Origin of the sequence: Natribacillus halophilus (genome assembly GCF_900100185.1) — a bacterium.
Taxonomy (GTDB): Bacteria; Bacillota; Bacilli; order Bacillales; family Marinococcaceae; genus Natribacillus; species Natribacillus halophilus.
Genome location: NZ_FNEN01000001.1, coordinates 137,889 through 152,878, shown reverse-complemented (window position 1 = coordinate 152,878; position 14,990 = coordinate 137,889). Strand labels below are relative to the sequence as shown.

17 protein-coding genes are annotated in these 14,990 nt (G+C 50.3%); 16 read left to right on the top strand and 1 reads right to left on the bottom strand.

Annotation, left to right across the window (positions count from 1 at the left end; translation table 11 throughout):
* The first annotated feature begins 5 nt into the window (after positions 1-5).
* The 9 genes from aroA (at position 6) to BLS58_RS00645 (ending at position 8,182) form a co-directional block, all read left to right on the top strand.
* Entirely contained in the window at positions 6-1,304 is a 1,299-nt protein-coding gene (aroA, locus tag BLS58_RS00685; RefSeq protein WP_425433655.1) for a 3-phosphoshikimate 1-carboxyvinyltransferase, read from the top strand.
* Between the two features lie 264 nt (positions 1,305-1,568).
* The gene (locus BLS58_RS00680) at positions 1,569-2,837 is read left to right on the top strand and encodes a tetratricopeptide repeat protein (protein WP_176764528.1); all 1,269 of its coding nucleotides are present in this window, start codon (positions 1,569-1,571) and stop codon (positions 2,835-2,837) included.
* Positions 2,838-2,923: 86 nt separating this feature from the next.
* Positions 2,924-3,394 carry a YpiF family protein gene (locus BLS58_RS00675; RefSeq protein WP_090395630.1) on the top strand — a complete coding sequence of 157 codons (471 nt, stop codon included), beginning with the start codon at positions 2,924-2,926 and terminating at the stop codon, positions 3,392-3,394.
* Positions 3,395-3,608: 214 nt separating this feature from the next.
* Entirely contained in the window at positions 3,609-4,109 is a 501-nt protein-coding gene (locus BLS58_RS00670) for a Rieske (2Fe-2S) protein (RefSeq protein WP_245723008.1), read from the top strand.
* A gap of 14 nt (positions 4,110-4,123) precedes the next feature.
* Positions 4,124-4,795 carry a menaquinol-cytochrome c reductase cytochrome b subunit gene (gene qcrB, locus BLS58_RS00665; protein ID WP_090395629.1) on the top strand — a complete coding sequence of 224 codons (672 nt, stop codon included), beginning with the start codon at positions 4,124-4,126 and terminating at the stop codon, positions 4,793-4,795.
* 91 nt (positions 4,796-4,886) lie between these two features.
* Positions 4,887-5,774, top strand: a complete 888-nt coding sequence (locus tag BLS58_RS00660) for a menaquinol-cytochrome c reductase cytochrome b/c subunit (protein WP_090395628.1) — start codon at positions 4,887-4,889, stop codon at positions 5,772-5,774.
* 154 nt (positions 5,775-5,928) lie between these two features.
* The gene (locus BLS58_RS00655) at positions 5,929-6,528 is read left to right on the top strand and encodes a DUF1405 domain-containing protein (protein ID WP_342705317.1); all 600 of its coding nucleotides are present in this window, start codon (positions 5,929-5,931) and stop codon (positions 6,526-6,528) included.
* 135 nt (positions 6,529-6,663) lie between these two features.
* The gene (locus BLS58_RS00650; protein ID WP_090395627.1) at positions 6,664-7,443 is read left to right on the top strand and encodes a sporulation protein YpjB; all 780 of its coding nucleotides are present in this window, start codon (positions 6,664-6,666) and stop codon (positions 7,441-7,443) included.
* 64 nt (positions 7,444-7,507) lie between these two features.
* Positions 7,508-8,182: a zinc metallopeptidase gene (locus BLS58_RS00645; RefSeq protein ID WP_090395912.1), complete on the top strand. Its 675-nt coding sequence runs from the start codon at positions 7,508-7,510 to the stop codon at positions 8,180-8,182.
* Positions 8,183-8,339: 157 nt separating this feature from the next.
* Here the strand turns inward: BLS58_RS00645 and BLS58_RS00640 are convergent, their stop codons facing one another.
* Entirely contained in the window at positions 8,340-9,212 is an 873-nt protein-coding gene (locus BLS58_RS00640; protein WP_281240982.1) for a YitT family protein, read from the bottom strand.
* A gap of 88 nt (positions 9,213-9,300) precedes the next feature.
* On the opposite strand from BLS58_RS00640, the gene BLS58_RS00635 reads away from it, so the two are divergent.
* The 7 genes from BLS58_RS00635 to panC are packed head-to-tail and all read left to right on the top strand — an operon-like array spanning position 9,301 to position 14,987.
* Positions 9,301-9,654, top strand: a complete 354-nt coding sequence (locus tag BLS58_RS00635; RefSeq protein WP_090395625.1) for a nucleotide pyrophosphohydrolase — start codon at positions 9,301-9,303, stop codon at positions 9,652-9,654.
* Complete coding sequence (gene dapB / locus BLS58_RS00630; protein ID WP_245723007.1) at positions 9,647-10,438, top strand: 4-hydroxy-tetrahydrodipicolinate reductase; 792 nt, start codon at positions 9,647-9,649, stop codon at positions 10,436-10,438. Before BLS58_RS00635 ends, dapB begins: the two co-directional genes overlap by 8 nt.
* Before the next feature lie 4 nt (positions 10,439-10,442).
* Positions 10,443-10,862 carry a methylglyoxal synthase gene (locus BLS58_RS00625; RefSeq protein ID WP_090395623.1) on the top strand — a complete coding sequence of 140 codons (420 nt, stop codon included), beginning with the start codon at positions 10,443-10,445 and terminating at the stop codon, positions 10,860-10,862.
* A 36-nt stretch (positions 10,863-10,898) separates the two neighbouring features.
* The gene (gene bshA / locus BLS58_RS00620) at positions 10,899-12,041 is read left to right on the top strand and encodes an N-acetyl-alpha-D-glucosaminyl L-malate synthase BshA (protein WP_090395622.1); all 1,143 of its coding nucleotides are present in this window, start codon (positions 10,899-10,901) and stop codon (positions 12,039-12,041) included.
* Entirely contained in the window at positions 12,019-13,155 is a 1,137-nt protein-coding gene (locus tag BLS58_RS00615; RefSeq protein ID WP_090395621.1) for a tRNA nucleotidyltransferase/poly(A) polymerase-related protein, read from the top strand. Before bshA ends, BLS58_RS00615 begins: the two co-directional genes overlap by 23 nt.
* Complete coding sequence (locus BLS58_RS00610) at positions 13,152-14,117, top strand: biotin--[acetyl-CoA-carboxylase] ligase (protein WP_090395620.1); 966 nt, start codon at positions 13,152-13,154, stop codon at positions 14,115-14,117. Before BLS58_RS00615 ends, BLS58_RS00610 begins: the two co-directional genes overlap by 4 nt.
* Before the next feature lie 18 nt (positions 14,118-14,135).
* Positions 14,136-14,987 (top strand): pantoate--beta-alanine ligase, encoded by an 852-nt coding sequence (panC, locus tag BLS58_RS00605; protein ID WP_090395619.1) that lies wholly within the window; start codon positions 14,136-14,138, stop codon positions 14,985-14,987.
* Positions 14,988-14,990: the final 3 nt, after the last annotated feature.

Here is a 14,990-nt window from a genome sequence, read left to right as displayed (position 1 = left end):
TTTGCATGGATACAGAAACGATGATTCCCTCGGAACCGTTGCGTGGAAATATAACCGTACCCGGAGATAAATCCATTTCCCATCGCGCGGTTATGTTCGGGGCGATGGCCCATGGCCGGACGACGGTGGACGGTTTTTTGGACGGAGAAGACTGTAGGCAAACGATCAAATGTTTTCAAAACATGGGTGTCCACATTCAGCATGACCGGGAACAGGGGAAGGTCACGATCGAAAGCAGAGGACTGGAAGGGCTTCATGTCCCGTCACAATGGTTGGATGTTGGTAATTCCGGAACGACGATACGTCTTATGTTGGGGATTTTGGCAGGGCGCCCGTTCTTTTCGGTCATCGGGGGTGACGAATCCATTGCGAAACGTCCGATGGCGAGAATTACAGATCCGTTAAAAAAAATGGGTGCGGCTATTTATGGTCGAGATGATGCCACATACACACCGATAGCGGTCAATGGGGGTACAAAACTCAACGGTATCGATTATGAGCTGCCAGTCGCGAGTGCTCAGGTGAAAAGCGCGCTTCTCCTTGCCGGTTTGCAGGCAGAGGGAACGACGACGGTACGGGAAGAAACGCGTTCGCGGGATCACACCGAACGAATGCTGCAGGCTTTTGGCGTTGATGTAAACATCGACGGTCACGCTGTCTCCATCACCGGGGGACCGTCTTTACAGGGCAGGCACGTCGATATCCCGGGAGATATCTCGTCGGCCGCTTTCCTGCTCGCTGCTGCTGCGATCGTGAAAAACAGTCATCTGCGCGTCAGTAACATTGGTGTCAATCCGACGCGCGCAGGCGTCCTCGATGCGCTTGTGGCGATGGGGGCCGATATAACGTTGGAAAATGAACGTCTCGTAAGCGGTGAGCCGGTGGCTGACATTGTCATCAGCGAAAAGCCGTTGCGTGGCACGACGATTTCCGGAGCATTGATTCCGCGTCTTATCGACGAGCTTCCCGTCCTCGCGGTCGTCGCGACCCAGGCCGAGGGACAAACGGTAATTACAGATGCTACCGAACTCAAATATAAGGAAACGAACCGGATTGAAACGACCGTAGAGCAATTACGGCGGTTGGGAGCGAATGTAGAAGCCACCGAAGACGGTATGGTGATCGAGGGTCCGACGCCACTTTCCGGTGCTGAAGTCCATAGTTTTAACGATCATCGGATCGGCATGGCATTTACGATCGCGGGATTAATCGCAAAAGGAAGCACGACCATACATGGATCGCAAGCAAACGAGATTTCCTTTCCGGGCTTTTATGAAGCCGTCCGTGCTTTAAGCACCCCATAAAAAGGATGTGGAGAAAACCGGTTATTGGCGATAAGCCAAATTTTCTAGTGAAAAATCATTGACAATCCGATGAATTCATTTATAATAAGAATCAGCGTATGGTTTCTCTCCACTCCTATCCATAATCTAAGGGCATATTTTTGCTCAACCTGAAATGTAAGCGTTTTCTCGCGATGCATTCAGGTTTTTTTTATGTCTGTTATTTGCTATACTAAAGAAGGCTTAGCCCCGCAAAGAGCCTATTTAAAAGAGAGGAAGATGTTTGTGCGCACGGATGTTGAACAAGCCATTGATCTGATCGAGCGTGGAGACGTGCAAAGCGGTCTGCAAAGGCTGAATACGATCGAGACGAACGCCGACGACGAGCAATTATTTGAACTGGCGACCGCTTATCAATCGCTTGGCCATCCACAGGAAGTACTGCGCCTCGTCGATCAGCTGCTGGCGACGTATCCGCTTGAAGGGAGTCTGTTGACATTGAAAGCGGAGGCGGCCATTGACCTGGACCGGGAAGAAGATGCCATCGATGTGTTGGAGACAATCGCCGTTAATGATGAAGCATTCCTGGAAGCGCAGATGTTACTGGCTGATCTTTATCATATCCAGGGTTTGGAAGAAGTCGCGGAAAGAAAGTTGTTTCTCGCCCTCGAACAGGCACCGGACGAGCCGGTTTTACTGGCGGGAATCGGAAGTTACTACGTGGAGCAGGGCAATTACCAGAGCGCGATCCCTTACTTAAAACAAGCGCTTCAACAAGGTTTTGCTGCTGAAGATACGAATCTTTCCCTGCTTCTGGCCGAGGCATACAGCAACACAGGCGCTTTTGAAACGGCGGTTTCTTATTATGAGGAAGCCCTTGCCGAGCAAGAAGAACCGCGCGCCCTGTTTGGATACGGTTTTACGGCCTTGCAACTCGGCGATATGAAAACAGCGACGGAGCAGCTGGAAAGTTTGCAAGCGATGGATCCTGAATACACGAGCCTCTATGCCCCGTTAATCGAAGCGTATGAGGCGGATCACCAATATGAGAATGCCCTGAAAACGGCGAAAGCCGGGTTGAGCGTCGACGCCCACAACGAGCATCTATATGCTGAAGCGGGACGTCTGCAACAAACCCTCGGTCAACGGGAGGAGGCAGAGCAATCCTTTGCACAAGCCCTCGCCTATCATCCCGGCAACATGGCGGCCAGCGCCGGACTTCTACGCATGTATGCCGAAGATGAACGCGTCGAGGATTTACAAACGCTCATCGGGCAACTGCGCGAGACGGGTGAAGAAGACCCTTTACTCACTTATTATGAAGGGAAAGCTTATTATCTTAATGATGAAGTAGAGGAAGCATTACCAATTTATGAGCGTATCACTGCATATCTGGAAACAGATGGGGAAGCCTTGGAAGAGTATGGCCAATTACTTTTGGAAAACGGACGCCGTGAGGATGCGCTTGCCATTTTGACCCGCGCCATGCAACTGCAGCCGGACAACCATGAGCTGGCTATGTTCGTCGAAGAGTTACAATCTCGTGAACAATAGAATGTTTTCCTGTTTCGGACTGGCATTTTTTAAAGGGATTCCTTTATAATGAGAGGCAGGCGATTTTCGATAAGGGAGTTTCCATAATGCAATGGCAAACAGCAGATATTGATACGTATCAACAATCCCAATCGTATGTCGATACGGCCCTCATCCCGCTTTTATCCGTTTCACTCGGAGAGGAGATGAAGAGTGCCGTAGCGATGGGGGAGTACATATCACTCATTTCGATGGAAATGGAAAAGCAGTTTCGCGGCAGAGTGTTACAGTTGCCACCGCTCGTTTATCCGCAGAATGAGTCGCAGGAGACGCTTCTGCAGCATGTGGATGCCTGGGCGGATGAACTAAAATCGAACGGCAAAAACCACATCATTTGGGTAACGGCCGACCCGTCATGGAAAAAAGTTGAAAATGACCTTCCCGGCCTTTTGTTATGGCTTCCTCACTTACCCATCGAACACATGGACAAGAAATTACAACAAAAAACCTTAAATGATCAGATGAAAGAGATCCTGCCTCAGGTTATGAAAGAATGGCAACAGGAAAAAGGGTTATGAAACACATGCAAAAGAGCCATTTAAAGATTGACATGCCTTGAATCGCTGGGCTATGATGAGGATGTCTTTGTCAAACGGCTTTAGCGTAAAGAAAACTTGGCTTATCGCCAAGCATGGCGAAAGCCTTAGTTGCACTTATGCAAGCTAAGAAAGTTTATACTTTCTTAGCTGCAAAAATAGGGAAAGGTTTCAAGCACGTAGGGGGGAGTATTCCGTGGAGAAGGACCACAATGTATCAAGACGACAGTTTTTAACATACGCATTACTGGGCACCGGCGGTTTTATGGCCGCAGGTGTGATTATGCCGATGGTTCGTTTCGGCGTTGATCCCATATTGCAAGCCGATGCCGAAGATGACATGGTCGATGTCGCGGCGGTCGATGATTTAACCGATGTACCGCAGGCTTTCGATATGGAATATGAACAGGATCATGGCTGGCATGTAGAACAAGTGACGGAAACGGTGTGGATTCATATGGAGGGGGATGAGGTCGTCGCTTTGTCTCCGACCTGTACGCACTTAGGGTGCACGGTAAATTGGGGAACGGACCCGGATAATCCGGAACAATTTTTTTGCCCTTGCCACTTTGGCAGATTTGAAAGGGACGGTACGAATGTTCAAGGCACACCACCGACGGAACCGCTTCATCGTTATGAGCATGAAGTCCGGGATGGCAGGGTCTTTCTAGGGACGAACCCATCACCACAAATCTAGGAGGGGCATTTAGAATGTTACAACGTATCTACGACTGGATCGACGATCGTGTAGATGTCACCCCATTATGGCGGGATGTAGCTGATCACGAGGTGCCTGAACACGTGAATCCCGGGCACCATTTCTCGGCCTTTGTATACTGCTTTGGGGGCTTGACGTTTTTCACCGTCGTCATTCAAATATTATCCGGCATGTTTTTGACGATGTATTATGTACCTGATATCGTGAATGCCCACGCGTCCGTGGAGTATTTACAAAGTGATGTCGCTTTTGGAATGATCGTGCGCGGGATGCACCATTGGGGCGCGAGTGTCGTAATCGTCATGGTGTTTTTACATACATTACGTGTATTTTTTACCGGCTCATATAAAAAACCCCGTGAAATTAACTGGGTCGTCGGCGTCCTGCTATTTTTCATTATTTTAGGCCTTGGGTTTACCGGCTATCTTCTCCCGTGGGACATGAAAGCGTATTTTGCCACGCAAGTCGGACTGGAAATCGCCGAAACCGTGCCCGTTGTCGGAGACCTGCTCAGCAATTTGCTGGCTGGGGGAGAATTTATTGGTGCGCAGACGCTCACCCGTTTCTTCGCCATCCACGTATTCTTTTTGCCGGGAGCATTGCTCGGTCTGATTGCGATTCACTTTATTATGATTCGTAGACAAGGTATCTCCGGTCCGCTCTAGGAGATGGCCTGAGATGATAGTATTAGCATTGAAAGAAAATGATGGCCATAGTGAAGGCCGGTTTTTTCCAAACGCTTGAGGAGGGGAACCGATGCATCGAGGAAAAGGAATGAGGTTCGTTACTGATTCCAGAATTAAGGAACGCGAACATCGAATGGAAAATATACCTAAAGATTACTCGGAATACCCCGGCAAGACAGAAGCTTTTTTCCCGAACTATTTGCTGAAAGAATGGGTTGTCGGTGCCGTATTTCTAATCGGCTTTCTCTGTTTAACGGTCGCTCACCCGGCACCGCTTGAACGGGAAGCTGACCCTATGGACTCGAGTTATATTCCGTTGCCTGACTGGTTTTTCCTGTTTTTGTATCAGCTCCTGAAATACCAATTTGCCGCGGGGGATTACGTTGTCATCGGGACGGTCGTGTTACCCGGCCTTGCCTTTGGCGCGTTAATGTTGGCCCCGTGGTTGGATAAAGGCCCGGAACGAAACCTATCCAAACGGCCGATCGCGACGTCGATGATGATCCTTGCCGTCATGTCTGTCGTTTATCTGACGTGGGAATCCGCCGACCAACATGACTGGGAAGCCGATGCAGAACAAGCCGCGATGGGCGAAGAGGATATTTTAGAAGTCGAAGAAGATATCGAGGGTTATGAAATATACCAGGCCCAGGGCTGTATTTCCTGTCACGGCGATAATATGGAAGGAAACCCGGGCGTGCGGGGACCTGATCTTTATGAACTCCCTTACGACGCTGAAGGCGTCGCGGAAATTTCCGTAGATGGAATCGGAGAAATGCCGCCGGATATGTTTGACGGCTCGGAAGAAGAATTACAGATCCTCTCCGAGTATGTTGCTGACGGCGGGGGCGTAAACGAAGAGTTGGAGTACCTGGATGAAGATGAGGTTGACGCTGATGACGCCTCGGATTTGGGAGAAGAAGATGATGAAGATGACGCGGAAGAAGAAGCACAATAGCGGTTGAAAAAAGCTGACATCGGTCAGCTTTTTTCAGCAGGTAAGAAAGTATAAACCACTTTCTTATCCTGCATAAGTGCAACTAAGGCTTTCGCCAGTCTTGGCGAAAAGCCAAGTTTTCTAACACCTGGTTAGCGGATGAGGAGTGGCTGGTTTGCGAATACTTATTGGTTTTTTGGCCCGTCCACCGATGTTGTGGGTATTGCTGTTGATTAACGGGGGCGGGACACTATATGGATTTTACTGGTATGAAGACCAACTTGCGCAAACGCCTGTTATCTTTGTTCCCTTTGTGCCCGATAGCCCTACAGCCAGTCTGTTTTTCACCGGGGTGCTGGCTGCGTTTCTTTTGCGGAAACATATCGGGTTACTGGAAGCGTTCGCGGCGGTCACACTCATCAAGTACGGGATCTGGGCTGTTGTCATGAACCTGGGTGCCGATATAATGGGCGGGCCGGTGAACTGGCAAAATTACATGCTGGTCGCTTCTCATTTCGGCATGGCACTGCAAGCGGTGTTATTCTTGCCTTATTACCGTATAAAACCGTGGCACCTCGTCGTCGTAGGTATCTGGACGGTACATAACGATATCATCGATTACGTTTTCGGGATGCATCCATGGGTGAGTCCGGCCATGTTGCCCTATATCGACCATATCGGCTACTTTACCTTTTGGCTCGGCCTTGTAGCGATTGCCATCGTGTACTTTTTCAATATCCGGCATGACCGCTATCGTCTAACTTTGCCGCGCTGAGTCGTTAAGTCGGTGCTTTCTCCTTTCAAAGCGGAGATTCACCGGCTTTCTTTTGCCTGTGGAACGTCATCGGTGGTCTACTCTTGGCCTTGTCCTCATACGATTTGGTAAGAGGACAAGGGAGGGGGGTCTCCGGTGCGTGGCTGGTTAGTATTAATCATGGCTGGAATTTTTTTATTCGGATTCGCTGCCGAACAAGGTGAACAGCGGGAAGAATGGGAAGATATCAGTGCCGAGACTGAAGAAATCGTGTCACTTGTACAAGCCGAAAATTACGAAGAGGGGCGAACCCTTTTAAATGAACTCGCCGATGACCTGACAGGTGCGGACTATGAAGCCATGGGATTGGATGTCCATGACATGGGCACGATTATAATGAGTTATGAACGCTTGCAGGGAGCGCTAACAGATGTATCTCTTGCCGATGCTGAACGTCTTAACGCTGCCTATCGTTTTCACTATGTCATCGATGCGGTCGTTCACCCGGAAGAACCAAAATGGAAAGAGACGGAAAATGAGGTCAAGGAGCAGGTGCAACATTTGCGAACCTCTGCCTCTGCAGGCGGCCAGACGTTTGAGCAGGCCTGGAATGATTGGAAACGTACGTTTGAAACCATTCATCCCGCAGCGACTTTGCGCATGTCCCCATCTGAACGGGAAGAGCTTCGCTCGCTCATGACTTTTATGGAAGAACATCGGCAGCGTTTAAAAGATGAAGAAGATGCCCGCCCGTTTTTCAATGCCCTGGAATATCAAATCGATCGCTTATATAATGAAGACATCGAAGCGGATGATCCATCCTTACTTATCGTGATCTTTACGGTTGGCGGCACGATTGTACTCGCTTTATCCTATGCCGGGTGGAAAAAATACAGAGGAGAACAAAGGCGGGAACGCCGAAGGCGTGATCGTTGACGGATACTCATATATTCAATAAAATAATGATAGGAGAGGTTTTGGAGGTGAAATCATGGATTTAATGACACTATTGATTTATTTTGCCCTGATCATGATCATTCCCATTTACGCGCAGATGCGTGTGAAATCGACCTACAACAAGTATTCACAAATAAGTAACAGTACGGGAATGACCGGGGCGCAAGTAGCGACGAAGATCATGCAGGATAACGGGATTTATGATGTAAACGTGGAGCCCGTAAAGGGTCAGCTTACCGATCATTACGACCCGCGTTCCAAAACGGTGCGCTTATCCGAGGATAACTATTATGGCACATCTGTGGCCGGCACATCGGTCGCCGCCCACGAAGTGGGTCACGTTATCCAGGATGCGGAAGATTACAGCTTTATGCGCCTTCGATCCTCCCTCGTGCCTGTCGCGAGCTTCGGATCGAACGCGGCGATCTTTCTGATCATCGGCGGGATGCTGCTGCAATTTAGCGGATTGATGCTCGTCGGCATTTTCGCGATGGCTGCTGCCGTGTTGTTCCAACTCGTCACCTTGCCGGTGGAGTTTAACGCCAGCAACCGCGCGATGACGCAACTCGTCTCCAGCGGTGTCATTCGCAACGATGAGGAGAAAGAATCGAAAAAAGTATTGAACGCCGCGGCACTCACGTATGTGGCAGGCGCGCTCGTAGCTGTGCTCGAACTCGTCCGTTTTATCCTGATGTACGTGATGATGAACAACGACTAATCATTTTCAGGCAAGTGCCTGGGTATGCTATTCCGGAAGTCAGACATCGGAAGCCGGAAGTCAGAAGGTCATTCTCTGCTTCCTGAAAAGGCATTTTCCGACCTCTGGCTTCCGTTTTCTGTCGTCTGAATTCTGGCCTCTGCAATCTGACTTCCGGTTATTGCAGCGGTTTTTGTTCGTTATCGAAAGTGAATCCTTCTCCGGCTACGTCCTGGACGTTGGAAATGGATATAAACGCGAGGGGGTCGACCTTTTCAATAATGCCCTTTAAACGATTGATTTCGTGTCGGCTGACGACACAATAAAGAATTTCCTTATCCGAGCCGGTAAAAGACCCGCGCCCGCTCAATAAGGTGGCCCCCCGATCCATTTCCAGCAGGACGGCATCTGCAATCGCCCCGCTGTTTTCTGATACAATGAAGGCAGCTTTCCCGGAATAGGCGCCCTGCTGGATAAAGTCGACAACCCGCGAGGCGACGAAGACGGCGACGAGCGTATACATCGCTTCCCGATAATTTAAATAGACGAGCGAAGAGGTGATGACAATGGCGTCGATAACAAAAAGCGAGCGGCCGATGGTCACACCGAAATACTTGAACATAAGTTTAGCGATGATGTCGGCGCCGCCGGTCGTACCGCCGAACCGAAAGACCATCCCCAAACCCGCTCCGATAAAAACGCCCGCGAACAGCGCGGCCAGGGTCAAATCATCCTGAAGGGGTACATCGATCATGCGATAGGCTTGAAAAAACCAAAGAAACAGGGAAAGCCCGAACGTTCCGATTAATGTATAAATGAAAAGCGTTCGCCCCAGAATCCGGTAGCCGATGAAAAACATGGGAATATTGAGGACAATATTGGAAAGGGCAGGGTCAATCGAGAAAATGAAAAATAGAATAAGAGTAATTCCGGTAAATCCTCCGTCGGCAAGATTGTTTTCCATGTTAAAATAGACGATACCGAACGACATAAGTGCGCACCCTAACAGCACAAAGAAAACACGTTTGGCGTGTTGCAGAACATGTACCAAGATCATACCTCCTCTATCATGGCGTACATATTATAGCTAAACATGGAGGAGTGCGCAAATGTTTACTTGAAAAGTGGAGGGAGAGCCCATGACGAAAGAGCTAACGCTTAAAACCGCGCAAAGAGAAGTCGATGACTATATCAGCCAGTTCAGGGAAGGCTACTTTTCTCCGCTATCCATGCTCGCGCGCATGTCGGAGGAAGTCGGGGAACTGGCGAGAGAAGTCAATCACACTTACGGCGAGAAACCGAAAAAAAGCACGGAGAATGAGAAAAACATAGAAGAAGAACTGGGAGACGTGTTATTCGTTCTCATCTGCTTCGCCAATGCCCAGGGTATTGATTTAAACGAGAGTTTTGACACGGTTATGAATAAGTTTAACGATAGAGACCGGGACCGGTGGACACCGATCCGGGAAGGAAAGGAAGATGACGATGGCTAATCGTGATATTCGAATTATTTTGGCGGGGCCCCGCGGGAAAATGGGAACGGCGGCCCGTGACCTCATTGCCCACACCGCGCATTTTCAGCTCGTTGCTTACCTTGACAGCAAGACGACAGACGAGACGGGATTTACGGATGAAGAACGTCCGGTTTACACGGATGCCGCCCGGTGCTTTTCCGAAGTAGAGACGGATGTATTCCTTGATTTAACGACCCCGGAGGCAGCAAAAATAAATCTGGAAACCGCACTTGATCACCATGTTCGGCCGGTGATCGGCACGACGGGTTTTACGGATGAAGAGATTGCTCGTCTTCGTGACAAGACCGAGGAGAAGGGTTTGGGGACCATGATTGTCCCGAACTTTGCCATCGGCGCTGTCTTGATGATGAAATTCTCGCAAATGGCAGCGCGTTATTTCGATGATGTGGAAATTATCGAACGTCATCATGACAATAAGCTCGACGCCCCTTCGGGAACGGCTTTAAAAACCGCGGATCTCATATCTGAAGAGCGCGTGGCAAAAAACCAGGGCCATCCCAACGAAGCGGAAACCCTCGATGGTGCAAGAGGAGGGCAGGTGGACGGTATGCCGATTCATAGCGTCCGTTTACCCGGCCTCGTCGCTCATCAGGAAGTTATCTTCGGCGGCAGTGGACAGACGTTAACGATTCGTCACGATTCCATCGACCGAGGGTCTTTTATGCCAGGTGTGAAGCTGGCGGTGGAGACGGTGATGTCAGTCAAAACGCTCGTTTACGGGCTCGAGCAGATCGTGGAGTAAGCACATGAATATTGCGCTTATCGCCCACGACCGCAAGAAAGATGAACTCGTCGATTTTGTGCTCGCCTATCAGGACACCATCGCTCGCCACGCTCTCTTCGCCACCGGAACGACCGGCGCGCGTATTTCTGAAGCGACGGGATTAACGGTAACCCGTTTTTTATCCGGCCCCCTCGGAGGTGATCAACAACTGGGGGCACGTGTGGCCACGGGGGAACTCGACCTCGTGTTGTTTTTCCGGGATCCCTTGCAGGCGCAACCCCATGAACCGGATATCAGTGCGCTCATTCGCCTTTGTGACGTGCACAATGTGCCGATCGCCACGAATATGGGGACGGCGGAAGTCCTGTTGGCCGGTTTGCATGCGGGGGCGTTCGAGTTTCGTCATGTCGCGAAAGCGTCGGACAATGAGGGTAACGAGTGAAGATCGAATACAGGAAAGAAAGGAAGTAAAGGGTGAATGTCCTTAAAGATTGGAATCACGTGCTATCCAACCGTTGGCGGTTCCGGCATCGTAGCCACGGAGCTTGGTAAGCGACTGGCGGAAAAGGGACATGAGATCCATTTTATAACGTCGAGCTTGCCTTTTCGATTACAGCGCGTCTATCCGAATATTCGCTTCCATGAAGTGAAAGTGAACCAATACCAGGTTTTTCAATATCCGCCGTATGATCTGACGCTGGCAAGCAAAATGGCCGATGTAGTCAACATGTATGACCTGGACATTTTACATGTCCATTATGCGATTCCCCACGCCGTGTCCGCTGCTTTGGCCAAGGATATGAGCGGCGGGCGGGTCAAAGTGATGACCACCTTGCACGGCACAGATATTACCGTGCTCGCCTACGACCCTTCCTTGCAGAACATCATTCGTTACGGGATTGATCGCTCCGATAAGGTCACGGGCGTTTCCCATTTTCTCATCGAACAGACGCGGGAACAACTTGGCATCTCCCGACCCATGGAGCCGATTCATAATTTTGTACCTCCAAACGTGACATTGGCGCATGACCAACAGGCACTGCGACAAGGATACGGAATCGATAACGATGAAGATGTGATCGTACATATGTCGAACTTCCGTCCCGTAAAAAGGGTTGAAGATGTCATTCGCGCTTTCAAACTTATCCGAAGAGAACGCAAAAGCAAGCTGCTTTTGATCGGAGATGGGCCGGAACGTCATTCGTTGGAAAAACTCGTCCATGAATGTAGCCTCGAACAGGACGTTTTATTTCTCGGGAGCCAGAACCAAATCTATGAATTGCTCGCTCTTGCGGACTTGATGCTTTTGCTGTCGGAAAAGGAAAGTTTCGGCCTTACCGCCCTGGAAGCCATGGCCGTCGGTGTGCCGGTCGTCGGCACCGATGTCGGCGGCATTCCCGAGGTGATTAACGACCGGGAAACGGGCCTGATCTGTCCGGTGTACGACTATGAAGCAGCGGCGCTGGCTGCTTTGGCCATTCTCAGGGATGAAGCGATGCACCAGCGAATGGCAAGCGCGGCGAAAGCACGTGCGTTCTCGAAGTTTAACAGTGACACGATCGTCGCTGAATACGAACAGCTTTATGCGGAGATGCTGAATGGTTATGAAAACAACAGATGAGTGGCGGGTGGCATCCTCGCTGTTAAACGTATTGAATGACTATAATCACGAAGCTTATATCGTCGGTGGGGCTGTCCGCAATTGGCTTTTGCAAAAACCGGCCGAGGATCTAGATATCGTGACTTCGGCCCCATTGGCTGAAATAGCGGATATTCTCCCGGAAGCGACCGTGATTGAAACGAGCGTTCCGCTTTTGACCATGAAGAAAGAGAGTGTGCGCGTGGATATCAGCGCATTAAAGGGTGAGTCCCTCGAGGAAAATTTAGCAGCAAGAGATTTTACCGTGAACGCGATTGCCGTAAACGCAAAAGGAGCAGTCATCGACCCTTTTCATGGGCAAAAAGATGTGCATGCGCGTGTGCTTCGCTTGCTCCACGATGAAGCGATAGCTGTGGACCCGTTGCGTATCTTACGCGCGGCACGGCTCATGGCGAATGATCAGTTCCTGGTCGATGAGGCGACTGTGAATGCCTGTAAAACCTATCGTTATCGTCTGACCAGGGTGCCCGGGGAAAGAGTCGGCGACGAATTAAACCGTCTGCTTTATACCGAGCATGCGTCTAAAGGGTTTCAATGGTTGGCGGAACAAGACATTATCGCGGTCTTATCCCCGGGAACCCCGGATACATCCTTTACGTTTTCTGCCCTGGACATGGTGGACACCTTGACGGAAAAATGGGTCGTTTTTTTCTTTCAGCTTGGAGAGGAACACATACGCACCAGCTTGCGAAAATGGCGGCGCTCGGAAAGGTTGATCAAGAACGTGGAGCGCTTGTTTTTTTACACGAGGAAACGACTGAAATCAGGCTGGAGCCGCCAGAGGCTGTATGAAGCAGGACAAGCCCTGGCGGTGGCCGCGGAAAAAACGGCTCATGCCCTTTCCGGCAATGTACCTGGAGGACGGATCGATGTTTGTCGGCAGATCGCAGCATTGCCTATTTCAAGTCGTCAGGACTTGGCTGTACATCCCCTTGAGATCAGTACGTATATCGATCGCGAGCCGGACGCGTGGCTCGGAGAAGTTCTGCAAGAGCTGGAGAAGGCGGTTGTTGACGGAGAGGTCAGCAATGAGCGTGCGGCAATACTCGCTTGGGTGGAGGAGGTGATTTCTTGAAACATGAATTATTGCGTATATTGATCGAAATGAAGGATACTTACGTTTCCGGCCAACAGTTAAGCGAACGGCTGGGGGTAAGCCGAACGGCTGTATGGAAACACATGGAAGATTTGCGCCGGGAAGGCTATGTGATCGATGCCGTTCCCCGCAAAGGCTATCAGCTTAAAGAACGGCCGAACACATTAAGTGAAGCGGAAATAAAGGCCGGTCTTCCCACGAAGAGCATCGGTCAGACAACGATCTATAAACCGACGGTTACCTCAACGCAAAGCGTTGCCAAAGAAGCTTATCGGGCAGGAACGCCGCACGGAACCGCCGTCGTAGCCAGTGAACAGTCGGGAGGCCGCGGCCGGATGGAACGATTGTGGCAATCTCCCGATCATACGAGTATCAGCGTTTCGATCATTGTCAAACCGGATATTTCGATATCAGAGGCCCCGCAGTTAACCTTAGTGGCTGCGGTGGCGGTGGCGGAAGCCTTGGCGGAGGTGACCGAACTTTCTGCCCAGATTAAGTGGCCCAATGATATTTATATCAACGACCGCAAAGTGGCGGGCGTTTTAACGGAGATGCAAGCCGAATCCGACAGGATGCAGATGATGATCGTCGGTATCGGTTTAAATATTAATCAAAGGAAAGATCATTTCCCCGGCGATTTGCAGGAAAAAGCAACGTCGTTGCGTATGGAAAGCGGCAGAGAATGGTCGCGGGCAAACATCTTGCAGGCCCTGTTTGTTTCTTTTGAAAAGTGGTACGGGCGCTGGCTGGCGAACGGTTTTAAGGATATTCGCACAGCCTGGGATGCGTATGCTTTACTTTATAAGAAGCCGATCAAGGTCGTGCAGGGAAATAAGTCCATTCACGGTCACATGTTAGGCATCGATAACGAAGGCATTTTGCAACTGCAGGATCAAGACGGAGAAGTCCACGCTATTTACAGCGGAGATCTGGAATCGTGACGAGAGGGGGGCGGCAGCATGCGTATATGTCGAACGAAAAAAGAATTCGAGGACTGCCGGACACAAATGGATTCGGACGGCTCGATCGCTCTCGTGCCGACGATGGGGGCCTTGCATCAAGGACATTTGCAGCTGGCGGAGCAGGCGAGAAACGAGTATGAACAAGTGGTAATGACGATTTTTGTTAATCCTTTACAATTCGGGGAAGGGGAGGATTACGAAAGCTATCCGCGCGCAGAAGAAGCGGATATCGAGAAGGCGCGCGCAGCAGGGGTTGATGTACTGTGGATACCGGGTGTTGAGGATATCTACCCGCGCGAACCGGAAGTGACACTGCAGGTTGGAAACATGAGTGATCGGCTCTGCGGGAGACATCGTCCCGGCCATTTCGACGGCGTCGCCACCGTTGTCATGAAATTTTTGCAGCTTGTGCGTCCGGATGCTGCTTATTTTGGCAGAAAAGACGGGCAACAGCTCGCGATCTTAACGCGTATGTGTGAAGATTTGCATATGAACGTAACGGTTGTCGGCGGAGAAACGGTCCGCGAGGAAGATGGCCTTGCTCTCTCATCGCGAAACGTATTTTTGAGCGAAAAAGAACGCGCGGAAGCCCCGAAGATATATGAAGGTTTAAAAATGGGAGTCGAACAATGTCGTTTGCAAGAGGCAGACGCCCGGGACGTGGAACACGATGTAACCACATGGCTGTCCGAACAGTTAAGCGCATCAATCGAGTACGTGGAACTTGTAACCTATCCGAGCCTGGAGCCCGTAGCAACCAATGATACCGATGATCAACTGATTCTCGCTGTCGCTGTTCGTTATCCAAAAGCGCGGTTGATCGATAATATTATTTTTGCGCGGTCATGACGC

Coding starts and splice junctions, on each gene's coding strand:
- BLS58_RS00645 (WP_090395912.1), top strand. CDS start 7,508: ATGACACTATTGATTTATTTTGCCCTGATCATGATCATTCCCATTTAC.
- BLS58_RS00625 (WP_090395623.1), top strand. CDS start 10,443: ATGAATATTGCGCTTATCGCCCACGACCGCAAGAAAGATGAACTCGTC.
- BLS58_RS00660 (WP_090395628.1), top strand. CDS start 4,887: ATGCATCGAGGAAAAGGAATGAGGTTCGTTACTGATTCCAGAATTAAG.
- dapB (WP_245723007.1), top strand. CDS start 9,647: ATGGCTAATCGTGATATTCGAATTATTTTGGCGGGGCCCCGCGGGAAA.
- qcrB (WP_090395629.1), top strand. CDS start 4,124: ATGTTACAACGTATCTACGACTGGATCGACGATCGTGTAGATGTCACC.
- aroA (WP_425433655.1), top strand. CDS start 6: ATGGATACAGAAACGATGATTCCCTCGGAACCGTTGCGTGGAAATATA.
- BLS58_RS00635 (WP_090395625.1), top strand. CDS start 9,301: ATGACGAAAGAGCTAACGCTTAAAACCGCGCAAAGAGAAGTCGATGAC.
- panC (WP_090395619.1), top strand. CDS start 14,136: ATGCGTATATGTCGAACGAAAAAAGAATTCGAGGACTGCCGGACACAA.
- BLS58_RS00675 (WP_090395630.1), top strand. CDS start 2,924: ATGCAATGGCAAACAGCAGATATTGATACGTATCAACAATCCCAATCG.
- BLS58_RS00615 (WP_090395621.1), top strand. CDS start 12,019: ATGGTTATGAAAACAACAGATGAGTGGCGGGTGGCATCCTCGCTGTTA.
- bshA (WP_090395622.1), top strand. CDS start 10,899: ATGTCCTTAAAGATTGGAATCACGTGCTATCCAACCGTTGGCGGTTCC.